An 11,882-nucleotide genomic window follows, 5' to 3' on the forward strand; every position below is an offset into this window, starting at 1 on the left:
CAGTACTTCTCCGGGTCCGCCACGGACTCGCCGACCTGCGAGGACGCCGCGAAGTGCAGCACCGCGTCGAAGGAGCCGTCCAGCACGTCGGCGGCGTCCTGGATCCGGCCGCGGACGAACTCGGCGCCGGCCGGCACGCCCTCCCGGAAGCCCGTGGAGAGGTCGTCCAGGACGGTGACCCGGTGACCCGCCTCCAGCAGGTGCGCGCCCACCACACTGCCGACGTAACCGGCACCACCGGTGACCAGGTACTTGCTCATGCTGCAACCTCCCACGGAGAGTCGAAGGGTGCGGTTGGAGTCGTCACCCGGCGAACGGTGAAACAATACCAAACACAACACAACATAAGTCAACAAGAGTGTCCGGGTCCGCCGTCAGCTCCCGGTGGCGGGGGCGATCGTGCGGCGCAGCTCGCGCTTGAGCACCTTCATGCTCGGGCCGAGCGGCAGGCTGTCGGCGATCTCCACCTGGCGCGGGTACTTGTGCCGGCCGAGCCGCTCGGCGGCCCAGGCGACCAGGGCGGCCCGGTCCGGCGGCGCAGCCGGGTCGGCGGGCACCACGACGGCGCAGACCTCCTCGCCGTGCACGGGGTGCGGCAGGCCGATCACCGCCACCTGGCCGACGGCGGGATGACGCATGAGCACGTCCTCGACCTCGCTCGGGTAGACGTTGAAGCCGCCGCGGATCACCACGTCCTTCGTGCGGTCGACGATGGTGAGGAAGCCGTCGGTGTCCCTGGTGCCGAGGTCACCGGTGCGGAACCAGCCGTCTGCCATCGCGGCCGCGCTCTCCTCGGGCAGGTTGTGGTAGCCGGCGAACACGTTGTGGCCGCGGACGAGGATCTCGCCGAGCTCGCCGTCGGGCAGGAAGGCGGGCGGATCGGATTCGGGCACCGCGATCTCCACCTCGACCCCCCAGATCCGGTGCCCGACCGTACCGGCCCGGGTGCCGAAGTGCGGCTGGTTGACCGCCGCGGTGGGGGCGGTCTCGGAGAGCCCGTACCCCTCGAAGACCGGGGCGCCGAGGTGCTTCTCGACGGCTTCGAGCACGGTCAGCGGCAGTGCGGCCCCGCCGGACACGCACATCCGCAGCGAGAGCCCGGCGGGCCGCTGCCGGGCAGCCGCCTCGGTGAGGGCCACGAACATGGTCGGCACGCCGTGGAAGACCGTCGCGCGGTGCTCCGCCATCAGCTCCAGCGCCCGGTCCGGCTGGAAGCGGCCCATCAGCACGAGGGTCGCGCCGACCCGGAAGGTGGTGTTCATCGCCACCGTCTGCCCGTAGGCGTGGAACAGCGGCAGGCAGCCGAGCACGACGTCGTCGGCGGTCACGTCGTTGGCGTCGAAGGCGTTGACCATCGCGTTCATCACCAGGTTGAGCTGGGTGAGCACGGCGCCCTTGGAGCGCCCGGTGGTGCCGCTGGTGTAGAGGAACACCGCCGGGTCACCGGGCTGCCGGGTGGCGTAGGAGGTGAGCGGGGCGACGCCCTGCGCGAGGTCCTCCAGGCGGGTCAGGACGGTGCTCCAGGCCGCGTCCGCCTGCGACCGGCCGCGCGCCAGGAGCTCCGCCTCGCTGTCCGGCGCTCCGACGCCGACGACGGGGATGCTCGCGAGCCACGCGGCCTCCGCGCCCGCTCCGGCCAGCGAGCGGTCGACGACCAGCAACCGGGCCCCGCTGTCGGTGAGGACGTACGCCATCTCGGCCGGGGTGAGCAGCAGGTGCACGGGTACCACCACGGCGCCCGCGGCCAGGATCGCGTAGTAGGCGCGGGGGAAGTCGACCGTGTTGGGCACCATGAGCGCCACCCGGTCGCCCGGGCGGACGCCGAGGTCGCGCAGGGCGGCGGCGCGGGCGAGCGCACCCGCCCAGAGCGCGGCGTAGGTCTCGTGGTGCAGGCCGTCGACGACGGCGGTGCGGTCGGGGTACCTGCGGGCGGCCTCGGCGAGGATGCAGGCGAGGGACAGGGTCACGGAAGGCCCTTTCGGGGGTCGGCCGGGCGGTGCGGCGGCGGGTGCGGTTCGGGAGCGGTCCGGCCGGCCGGGCGCTGGGCCCGGCCGGCCGCGCCGGTCAGCTCTTGGGCAGCGGGTAGCTGCGGCTCGCGGCGACCTCGTGGGCGGGCTCGACCACCGCGAGGCCGCCGACCGCCTCCTTGGAGGGCCGCAGGACGAACGAGGCGTACGTGGACGGCTTCGCGGGGTCGGTGAAGTCGAACGGCACGTCGAGGATGTTGAGGGCGGCCTGGCCGCGGTGGGCGGCCGAGATGCCGTCGCGGGTGAGCTTCTTGGCGGCGCAGGCGTCGCTCAGCGACTCGGCGGCGACCTGCGCGGCGACCCAGCCGCTGATGACGCCGCTGTCGACCGGGGCGTCCGGGTAGCGCGCCTGGTAGTCCTGCACGAGCAGGCGCATCCGGGTGGTCCCGGCGCTCGCCGCCGGGTACCCGCTGGTCAGGTAGAGCAGCTTCTCCAGGGCGGGGGCGGCCGCGCTGTCGAGCAGCTGCGGGGCGAAGCCGGGGGCGCTGGAGACGACGGGCACCAGCAGGCCCTGGGCGGCGGCGAGCCCGACCAGCGAGGCGGTCTGCTTGGGCCCGGCGCTGATCAGGATCGCCTTGACGCCCGCCTGCTTGAGCGCGGTGACCTGGGCGCCGAGGTCGGTGTCGGTGGCCTTGATCTTCTGGCCGACGATCTCGTACCCGTGCTGCCGGGCCGCGTACTGGGCGCCGGCGAGGGCGTTCTCGCCGTACTCGCCCTCGAAGTAGACGTGCCCGATCCGGTCGCCGGAGGCCAGGCCGGCCTTGCGGGTGAGGAAGTCGACGCCGTTCACCATGTCGATGTCGTACGTCGGGCCGACGACCTGCACGTACTCCTGGCCGAGCAGGGAGGACGACCAGCCCAGCGGCAGGGTGAGGATCCTGCGCGCCGCGATGTCCTGCTTCAGCGCGGCGACGATCGGGGAGCCGATCACCTGGGTCAGCATGGCGGACTCCGGTTCGACCTCGGCGAACGCGGCGACGCCCTTCTGCACGTCGTAGCCGTGGTCCTTGACCTTGATCTCGACCTTGCGGCCGCAGATCCCGCCGATCCTGTTGGTCTGCTCCGCCCACAGCTGCTGGGCGTTGACGATGCTCTTGCCGAGGGACGCGTAGACGCCGGTGAGGTCGGTCAGGGCGCCGACGGTGATCGTGCTGTCGGTCACGCCCGGCCCCATCGCCACGCCGTCCTTGCCGACCCGGTCCGAGGAGGGGTCGGCCTTGGTGCTGCAGGCGGTGGCGGCGAGCAGGAGAACGGTTGCCGCGGCGGCGGATCTGACGAGTCGGTTGCGGTTCACGGGGTCGGCTCCTTGCCGGTCGAGGGGTGGGTGGCAGGGTGGGGCGCGGTGGCGCCGGCGGCCGGCGGCGCGCTCACGGGGGCTCCGGGGCGGCGCCGGGCCAGGCCGGCCAGGCCGCCCGGCGCGAAGGTGAGGATCAGCACGATCGCCGCGCCGTAGAGGTAGCGGGCGGCCTCGCCGGGAGTGGCGCCGAAGCCGTCCGAGCCCGTCGGCGCGATCAGCGGCAGCCGGTCCGCGTACGTCGTGAGGACCTGCGGCAGCAGCGAGACCAGCACGGCCGCCGCGGCGGCGCCACCGACGGAGCCCAGGCCGCCGATCACGATCATCGCGAGGTAGTCGATGGAGAGCGCGAGCCCGAAGTGGTCCGGGACGACGCGCTTGAAGACGAGGGCGGTCAGCGCCCCGGCGGCGCCGGCGTACAGGCAGGAGGCGACGAACGCCGCGCAGCGGTACCGGGCCACCGGCACCCCCATCACCGCGGCCGCCGTCTCGCTGTCCCGCAGTGCGGCCAGCGCCCGCCCCGGGCGGCCCTGCCGCAGGCCCTGCGCGGTGAACAGGCCGACGGCGACGAGCGCCAGGCCGAGGTACCAGAGCCGTTCCACGCCCCCGAACGGGACGCCGAGCACCGCCAGACCCTCCGGTGAGCCGTCGCCGAAGGAGAAGCCGAACAGCTCCATCGGCGTCACCGCGCGACCGTTGAACCCACCGGTCAGCGCGCGCGAGTCGAGCATCACGTGCTGGCCCAGGAAGACCAGGGCGATGGTGGCCACCCCGAGGTACATGCCGCGCAGCCGCCCGGCGATCGGGCTGAACAGCCCGCCCGCCGCGCCGGCCAGCGCGACCGCGAGGACGAAGGCGGCGGCCGGCGGCAGCCCCACCCCGGAGAGCCGCGCGCCGCTGCCGCCGCCCGACGGCTCCGCGGACAGCCAGGCGTAGCCGTACGCGCCGACGGCGAGGAAGAAGGCGTGGCCGAGGGAGAGTTGGCCGGCGATGCCGGTGAGCAGGTTGAGGCCGGTCGCGCCGAGCACGGCGGCCATCGCGAACAGCCCGCTCTGCAGCCAGAACCCGTCCGCGTAGAACGGCAGCACCAGCAGGGCGACGACGCCGGCCGCCCGCCCCGCAAGGCGGTAGGACAGGAGGTCAGACACGCGAGATCTCCTTCGATCCGAAGAGCCCGGCCGGCCGCACCAGCAGCACCACGATCATCACGAGGTACGGGGCGACGGCCGGCAGGCCCTCGCCGAGCGGGCCGAGACGGTCCTGATAGCCGGCGGCGAGGGCGCCGGCCAGGCCGATCGCGATGCTGCCCGCCAGCGCGCCGAGGGCCGAGTCCATGCCGCCGAGGATCGCCGCGGGGAAGGCGGCGAGGGCGAGTTGGCCGGTGGAGCGGTCCAGGCCCGGTGCGGGGAACGCCGCCAGGAACACCGCCGCCACGGCTGCCAGCGCACCCGCCGCGCACCAGGCGGTCAGCCGCATCCGGCCGAGCCGGACGCCCATCAGCGCAGCGGCCTCCTGGTCGGCGGAGGCGGCGCGCATCGACAGCCCCCAGCGCGACCAGCGGAACGCCGCGAAGAACGCGCCGATCAGGGCCGCGGACACCACGATGCCCGCCAGCCGGGACTGCGCGAGCGAGACCCCGCCGAACCGGAGCACCGCCGTGCCCCAGGGGTCGCCGGTGGCGAGGAAGTCCGCGCCGATGCCGCGCGCCAGCGCCGTCACCAGCACGAGGTCGACGCCGATCGTGAGGATGGTGGCGACGTGCACCCCGGCGCCGCGCCCCCCGCGGGCGGACAGCAGGTACAGCAGACCCGAGGCGGCGGCGGCTGCTGCCGCGCCGAGCAGCACGGCGAGCGGGAAGCCCAGCGCGGAGTGACCTGCCGTGATGGTCCAGCCGCCGAGCAGCAGGACGGAGCCGTGCGCGAAGTTCATCACCCCGGAGGCCTTGAAGACGACGACGAAGCCCAGCGCGATCAGGGCGTAGACCGACCCGAGGGCGACGCCGTCGAGCACGGTCTCGGCGAGCGTGGTCATGCGGGTTCCTCCTGTCCGAGGTAGGCGCGGACGACGTCGGGGTCCTGCTGGACGGCCTGCGGGGAGCCGTCGGCGATCCGGCGGCCGAAGTCCAGCACGGTGACGGCGTCCGCCAGCCGCATGACCATCCCCATGTCGTGCTCGACCAGCAGGACGGAGATGCCGAGGGAGTCCCGGATCGCCGCGACGGTGGCGGCCATGGCGAGCCGCTCGGTCGGGTTCATGCCCGCGACCGGCTCGTCGAGCAGCAGCAGCCGCGGTTCGGTGCACAGTGCCCGGGCGATCTCCACCCGCTTCTTCACCCCGTACGGCAGCGGGCCGACCGGCTGGTCGAAGTACGCCTCCAGCCCGAGGAATCCGGCGATCTCCGCGGCCCGCTCCCGGTGCCGCCGCTGCTCGCGGACGGCGGCGGGCAGCCGGAGCGCGGCCGAGGTGAAGCCGGCCCGGGTGAGCCGGTGCCGGCCGAGCATCAGGTTGTCGGCGACACTGCCCTCGGTGAGCACGATGTTCTGGAAGGTGCGGGCGACGCCCAGGGCGGTGATCCGGTGCGGCGGCAGGCGGGTGAGGTCGTGGCCCGCGTACTCGGCGCTGCCGGAGGCGGCCCGGTAGACCCCGGAGAGCACGTTGAAGCAGGTGGACTTGCCGGCGCCGTTCGGGCCGATCAGCGCGTGGACGCTGCCGGGTTCGACGGTGAACGAGACGGCGTCCAGAGCGGTCAGGCCGGCGAACCGGACGGTGACGTCCCGGACGGTCAGCCGGGCGGCCGGGACGGTCCGGGCGGTCCGGGGGCTCACGCCGTCCACCTGCTCAGGGCCGGGCGCGGCGTCCCGGCGCCGGCCGGGCCGGGGGAGTCCTCCTCGGCGGCGCCGAGGTAGAGGCGCCGCACCTCGTCACCCGCGGCGAGCTCCGCGGCCGGGCCCTCCAGCCGCACCCGGCCGTTCTCCAGCACCGAGGCGCGATGGGCGATCGCCAGCGCCATCGCGGCGTTCTGCTCCACCAGCAGCACCGAGGTGCCCTGCCGGTTGATCTCCCGCACGATCGAACCGATCTGACGGACCATCCGCGGCGCCAGCCCGAGCGAGGGCTCGTCCAGCAGCAGCACGCGGGGGCCCGCCATCAGCGCCCGCCCGATGGCGAGCATCTGCTGCTCGCCGCCGGACATCAGCCCGGCCCGCTGGCGGCGGCGCTCGGCCAGCACCGGCAGCAGCTCGAAGACCCGCTCGCGGGCCCGCCGGCGGGCGGCGGCACTCTGCCGGCCCTGCCCGAGGCCGCCGGCGCGCAGGTTCTCCTCCACGGTGAGACCGGCGAACACCCGGCGGCCCTCGGGCACCTGCACGACCCCGCCGCGCACCGCCCGGGCCGGGTCACCGGTGAGTGCCTGCCCGCCGACGCGGACTGTGCCGCGCACCACGGCGCCGCGGTGCAGCCCGAGGGTGCCGGAGACGGCCCGCAGCAGCGTGCTCTTGCCGGCCCCGTTGGAGCCGAGCACGGCGACGACCCGGCCGGCCGGGAGTTCGAGGGACACACCGCGCAGCGCCTCGACGGCGCGCCCGTAGGTGACGTGCAGGTCCTCGATGCTGAGCGCGGCGGATCCGCCGGGCGCGCTGGGGGGCTCGGGTGGGCTCATGGTGCTCCTTGCGTCCGGGCGGGGCGGCGCGCAGGGGCCGCGGTCGCTCGGGAGGGTGGGAGACGCCGGTGCGGCAGGTTTCCGCCCGGCTCTGGGTGAACCGCAGAACACCACGGCGGCCCCGGCACGGTCCATGGCGGGGCGGGCATGGGTTGCGGCTGCACAGCCGGGCACGGGCGCCGTTGTGACGCCGACCAGTGATGGCTCCGGCGCTGGCGCGGGCTGCCCCGGGGCGGCAGAGTGCCGGGTGGGAGAGCGCAGTACGGGGCCGGCCGTCGCAGAACGGCGGGCCGGCCCCGTGCGGCCCCCTGCGGGCCCCCTCGGCTGCCGTCCTCGGCGGGCGGCCCCGCGCGGGCGGTCAGGCGCGAGTGGTCAGGCGGAGCCGAGCCGGTGCGCGTCCATCGCGAGGGAGAGCTCCACGAGGTCCCGCGGGTGGTTGAGGCTGCGTCCGCTCAACTGCTCGTAGCGGCGCAGCCGGTTGAGGACGGTGTTGCGGTGGCAGTACAGGCGGGCGCCGGCCCGCTGGGCGGAGCCCGCGCAGTCGAGCCAGACCGCGAGCGTGGTCAGCATGGACTCGCGGTCCTGGTGGTCGAGTTCGAGTACGGGGCCGAGTGCGCGCGCCACCAGGGCGGCGCCGAAGTCGGGGAGGGAGACGACGAGGGCGGCGGGCAGGCGCTCGTGCAGCAGGGCGATGTCGCCGTCGCCGGTGCAGGTGCGCAGGGCGGTGTCGGCGGCGCGGCGGGCGGCGCCGAGCCCGGCGAGTTCCCCGACCACCGGCCCGACGCCCACCCGGAAGACATGACATCTGCTCAGATACTGCGCCACCGAGGCGAGTTCCGTGCTCCCGGGCTCCGTCTCCTCCTCGGGCAGCAGGACGACGGCGTACTCGCGGCCGGCATCGCGGTGCCGCAGGATCCGCAGGCCGGCCGGCGGTTCGGCGGGTGGCCCGGCGGGCTGCGGCCGGTGCCGGGGGCCGTCCGGGGCGGCCAGTGCGGCGACCAGGTACCGGCCGCGTTCGGGCAGGTCGAGTGCGGCGGCGACGGTCGCGAGCGCGGAGGCGCGGGTGGTGCCGTCGAGGAGTGACCGCACCATGGCCCGGGTGCGTTCGCGCTGCTCGCGGGCGTTCTGGCGCTCCACGGCCCGGTAGGCCTCGGTGATGAGGCCGGAGTGCTCGTCGACGAAGCTCCAGATGCCGGCGGCGCTGTGCACCAGCAGGTGGGCGCGGTCGGGCTCGCGCAGCGTGGCGGTCTCGACGAGGCGCCGCCAGACCAGCCCGCCGCCGAGCCGGAAGGCGTGCAGCAGCGCGCCGAGGGGGAGTTCGTGCTGGGCCCGGCCGGCGCCGATCTGCCAGGAGCAGCGCCTGGCCGCCTCCCAGGTGCCGGCCGGGTCCACCAGGGTGCGGACCGAGCTCTCCAGGGAGGTCCGCACCTCCAGGTACAGGTCCTCGGCGCCGCCCGCGGCGGGGCGGTAGGCGGGCTCCCGTTCGGTGATCATGACGACCAGTTCGCGGGCCAGGCCCTCGACCTCGCCGAGCAGGTGCCGGGCGGTGCGGCGGAGCAGTTGTTCGGCCTCGGTGTCGGCCCGGTTCTGGACGGGACGCCGGGCGGGCGGGTCCCCGGGCAGGCCGCGGAGCCGGTCCGGGCCTGCCGGGCCGGTCGGGGCGGTGGCGGGCGGAGCCAGGGCTGGTGGTGTCACGAGCGCTCCCTCGTCTGCATAACTAGCACCGGTAGTTAATGCCATGCCGGGCGGCCCGCACAAGGACGCCGCCGCGCCTGCCCGCGCCTGAACGCCGAATCGTGACCGGGCACCGGCCCGGGCGGGGCCCGTCGGCCGGCCCGGTCCGACCCCGCCGCGCTGACGCGCTGTCATCCGTGCCCCGCAGGTTGGCTAGGGTGCATCCGGTGGTGGCAAGGGGTGAGGGCGACGGGTGGGGGAGGCGCGGGTGCCGGCGTACGAGGACCTGAACGAGGCGGAGCGGCTGCTCCGGGAGGCGTTCCCGGACGGCGCGACGGTCGATCTCACCGGCCGGGCCGATGCGGAGCGGACGGTGCGGGCCACCGTGCTCAAGGCGCTGCTGCTCGGTGGCCGGGACGGCAGCCCGGCGGGCGCCGGGGCACTGCGGCTGACCGGGGCCCGGATCACCGGGCAACTGGACCTGGCCGGAGCCAGGGTCGAGCACGAACTGCGGCTGGAGCGGTGCGAGCTGGAACAGCAGGTGCTGCTGCGCGGCGCGTCGCTGCGCTCCACCGGCTTCGTCGGCTGCCGGATACCCGGGTTGGACGGCTGGCTGGTCACGGTGGACGGCAACCTGTTCTTCCAGGACTCGGTGATCGACGGCCGCCTCACCCTCACCCGCGCCCATGTGATCGGCGAACTCCGTCTGAGCGGAGCCCGGTTGACCGCGACCGAACTGCTGGACGGCCGGCCCGCCGACCCCGCCCTCGCCCCCGCGACCTGGGCCCTGTGGGCCGGCGGCCTGGAACTGGACGGCGGCTGCTTCGCCCGCACCGGTTTCACCGCCCGGGGCGGCCTGCGGCTGGTCGGGGCCAGGTTCAACGGCGGACTCTTCATGGAGGGCGCCCTGATCGACAACGCCGGCGGCGACGCGCTGACCGGCGACGACCTCACCGCCTCGACGATGGTGCTGGCCGACGGCTTCACCGCCCGCGGCGCGATCCGGCTGCCGGGCGCCGCCGTCCGCAGCCGGCTCTCCCTCGCCGGCGCCGTCCTGGACGGCGGCGGGACGGCGCTGGACGCCGGCCGGCTGCACGCCGGCGAACTCCTGCTCACCCCCGCCGCCCGGCCGAAGGGCAACGTCGACCTGCACGAGGCCCAGGTCGCCGTCCTGTGCGACAACGAGGTGAGCTGGCCGGCCGACAGCCGCCTCGACGGCCTGGCGTACACCTCGTTGCAGGACGCCGCCCCCCGGCCCGCGCCGGTCGCCCGGCGGCTGGCGTGGCTGGCCGGACTGCCCGGCTACTCCCCGCAGCCGTACGAGCAACTCGCGGCCTGGTACCGCAGGACCGGCGACGACGAAGCGGCCCGGCAGGTGCTGCTGGCCAAGCAGCGCCGGCGGCGACGGACCCTGCACCCGCTCGGGCGGGCCTGGGGCGGGCTGCTGGACGTCACTGTCGGGTACGGCTACCGCCCGTGGCAGGCCGGGATCTGGCTGCTCGGCCTCGCGGTCCTCGGCACCGCCGCGTTCAGCACCGGATCACCCGCGGCGGTGCAGTCCGAGCAGCGCGCCCCCTTCAGCCCGCTGGTCTACACCCTCGACCTGCTGCTCCCGATCGGCGGCTTCGGCCAGCGCACCGCCTGGTACTGGACGGGGCTGCACCAGTGGCTGGGCTACGGCCTGATCGCGGCCGGCTGGCTGCTCACCACGGCGCTGCTGGCGGGCATGAGCAGGTCGCTCACCCGTCAGTAGGACGCTCCCCGTCCGCCGGCGGCCTGGGCGTCCCGGCCTGCGGCTGCTCCCCTCCGGCGATCGGCAGCGTCACCCGGAAGCGGGTGTCGCCCGGCACCGACGCGACCCGGAGGTCTCCGTGGTGGCGGTTGGCGACGATGCGCCAGGAGATGTCCAGGCCGAGGCCCGTCCCCTCGCCGACCGGCTTGGTGGTGAAGAACGGCTCGAAGATCCGGCCCCGGATCTCCTCGGGCACGCCCGGCCCGGTGTCGCCGAACTCCACCAGCACGTTGTCGTGGTCGACGGCGGTCCGCACCGTCAGGCGGCCGCTGCCGGCCATGGCGGACAGGGCGTTGTCGATCAGGTTGGTCCACACCTGGTTCAGCTCCCCGGGATAGGCGGGGACGGCCGGCAGCGCCGGGTCGTAGTCGCGGACGACGCTCACGCCCGCGGGGATCTTGCCGGAGAGCATCATCAGGGTGCTGTCCAGCAGCTCGTGGACGTCGACGACCCGGTGCGGGGCCCGGTCGAGCTGGGAGTACTGCTTCGCGGCGCCGACCAGGTCCGAGATCCTGGTCGTAGAGTCCTCGACCTCGTTCATCAGCAGCTCGGTCTCCACGGTGTAGTGCAGCCACCGCAGCGCGCCCTCCAGGCTCTCCGCGCCGACGGTGTCCTCGACCCGGCGCAGCCAGTCGAGGCCGAGGCCGGCCTGGACGAAGGCCGGTCCGAGCTGCCAGCCGTCGGCGATGCCCTTCTCCTCCAGCCAGTCCTCCACGGCGTCCTCGCGGTCGGCCGCCTCCAGCGGGCCGAGCGAGACGGCCTTGGCGGCCGCGACCTGCTCGACGGCGGCGTCCTGGAGCGTGATCAGCGCGTCCAGCCCCTCCTTCGGGTGCAGGCCGCCGGCGATCCGGCCCAGCTTGTGGCGCATGCCGGCGACCCGCTCCCGCAGGGCGGCGGTGGCCCGCAGCGCGGCGGCGGCCGGGTTGTTCAGCTCATGGGTCAGACCGGCCGAGAGCGACCCGAGGGCGAGCAGCCGCTCCCGCCGCCCGACGGCCTCCTCGGCCACCTGCGCGCCGAGGAACAGCCCCTCCAGCAGGTGCACCGCCATCGGGAACCACTCGCTCATCAGCCCCGCGAAGGAGCCGGCCGACAGGACGAAGAACCTCGACGGCTCCACGGCCCGCAGCGAGCTGTTGTACACCTGCGGCACCCTGTCCCCCAGGTAGGCCTGGAAGGCGCCGCTGTAGACGCCGCGCTGCGAAGTCCGGTTGACCTCGACGTCGTCGGCCCCGACCCGCCGGGACAGCACGATCGCGCCGTCGAGCAGCACGTAGAAGCAGGTCGCCGGATCGCCCTCGGCGTACACCGGCCCCGGTGGGAAGGCCTCCACCCGCCCCTCGCGGCACAGCCACGCCAACTGCTCGGGGGTCAGCCGCTCGAACAGGAAGAGCGTGCGGAGCTCGTCCGGACTGCAGAGGGTCACCGGTCCGCCCACGG

10 protein-coding genes are annotated in these 11,882 nt (G+C 74.9%); 1 reads left to right on the plus strand and 9 read right to left on the minus strand.

Annotated features, from left to right (window positions below; genetic code table 11):
• The 8 genes from ACFUK0_RS31605 to ACFUK0_RS31640 all read right to left on the minus strand — a co-directional run.
• Nucleotides 1–260 (minus strand): NAD-dependent epimerase/dehydratase family protein (locus ACFUK0_RS31605; RefSeq protein WP_380255911.1); only part of this gene is annotated, 260 nt, incomplete at its 3' end.
• A gap of 114 nt (nucleotides 261–374) precedes the next feature.
• On the minus strand, nucleotides 375–1,967 hold the full coding sequence (locus ACFUK0_RS31610; protein ID WP_380255912.1) for a long-chain fatty acid--CoA ligase: 1,593 nt from the start codon (nucleotides 1,965–1,967) through the stop codon (nucleotides 375–377).
• Between the two features lie 97 nt (nucleotides 1,968–2,064).
• Nucleotides 2,065–3,321 (minus strand): ABC transporter substrate-binding protein, encoded by a 1,257-nt coding sequence (locus tag ACFUK0_RS31615; protein WP_380255913.1) that lies wholly within the window; start codon nucleotides 3,319–3,321, stop codon nucleotides 2,065–2,067.
• Nucleotides 3,318–4,469 carry a branched-chain amino acid ABC transporter permease gene (locus ACFUK0_RS31620; protein WP_380255914.1) on the minus strand — a complete coding sequence of 384 codons (1,152 nt, stop codon included), beginning with the start codon at nucleotides 4,467–4,469 and terminating at the stop codon, nucleotides 3,318–3,320. Before ACFUK0_RS31620 ends, ACFUK0_RS31615 begins: the two co-directional genes overlap by 4 nt.
• Complete coding sequence (locus tag ACFUK0_RS31625; RefSeq protein WP_380255915.1) at nucleotides 4,462–5,352, minus strand: branched-chain amino acid ABC transporter permease; 891 nt, start codon at nucleotides 5,350–5,352, stop codon at nucleotides 4,462–4,464. The genes ACFUK0_RS31620 and ACFUK0_RS31625 overlap by 8 nt, the downstream gene beginning before the upstream one ends.
• The gene (locus tag ACFUK0_RS31630) at nucleotides 5,349–6,146 is read right to left on the minus strand and encodes an ABC transporter ATP-binding protein (RefSeq protein WP_380255916.1); all 798 of its coding nucleotides are present in this window, start codon (nucleotides 6,144–6,146) and stop codon (nucleotides 5,349–5,351) included. Before ACFUK0_RS31630 ends, ACFUK0_RS31625 begins: the two co-directional genes overlap by 4 nt.
• On the minus strand, nucleotides 6,143–6,979 hold the full coding sequence (locus ACFUK0_RS31635) for an ABC transporter ATP-binding protein (protein ID WP_380255917.1): 837 nt from the start codon (nucleotides 6,977–6,979) through the stop codon (nucleotides 6,143–6,145). Before ACFUK0_RS31635 ends, ACFUK0_RS31630 begins: the two co-directional genes overlap by 4 nt.
• 372 nt (nucleotides 6,980–7,351) lie before the next feature.
• On the minus strand, nucleotides 7,352–8,674 hold the full coding sequence (locus ACFUK0_RS31640; protein WP_380255918.1) for a PucR family transcriptional regulator: 1,323 nt from the start codon (nucleotides 8,672–8,674) through the stop codon (nucleotides 7,352–7,354).
• Between the two features lie 247 nt (nucleotides 8,675–8,921).
• Between ACFUK0_RS31640 and ACFUK0_RS31645 the strand changes: the two genes are divergently transcribed.
• Nucleotides 8,922–10,406, plus strand: a complete 1,485-nt coding sequence (locus ACFUK0_RS31645; protein ID WP_380255919.1) for an oxidoreductase — start codon at nucleotides 8,922–8,924, stop codon at nucleotides 10,404–10,406.
• Here ACFUK0_RS31645 and ACFUK0_RS31650 read toward each other — a convergent pair.
• Nucleotides 10,393–11,880, minus strand: a complete 1,488-nt coding sequence (locus ACFUK0_RS31650; protein ID WP_380255920.1) for an ATP-binding protein — start codon at nucleotides 11,878–11,880, stop codon at nucleotides 10,393–10,395. The genes ACFUK0_RS31645 and ACFUK0_RS31650 overlap by 14 nt on opposite strands.
• Between the last annotated feature and the right edge of the window lie 2 nt (nucleotides 11,881–11,882).

The sequence above is a fragment of the Kitasatospora sp. NPDC057223 genome, from assembly GCF_042669755.1.
GTDB lineage: Bacteria > Actinomycetota > Actinomycetes > Streptomycetales > Streptomycetaceae > Kitasatospora.

Coding starts and splice junctions, on each gene's coding strand:
- ACFUK0_RS31635 (WP_380255917.1), bottom strand. CDS start 6,979: ATGAGCCCACCCGAGCCCCCCAGCGCGCCCGGCGGATCCGCCGCGCTC.
- ACFUK0_RS31625 (WP_380255915.1), bottom strand. CDS start 5,352: ATGACCACGCTCGCCGAGACCGTGCTCGACGGCGTCGCCCTCGGGTCG.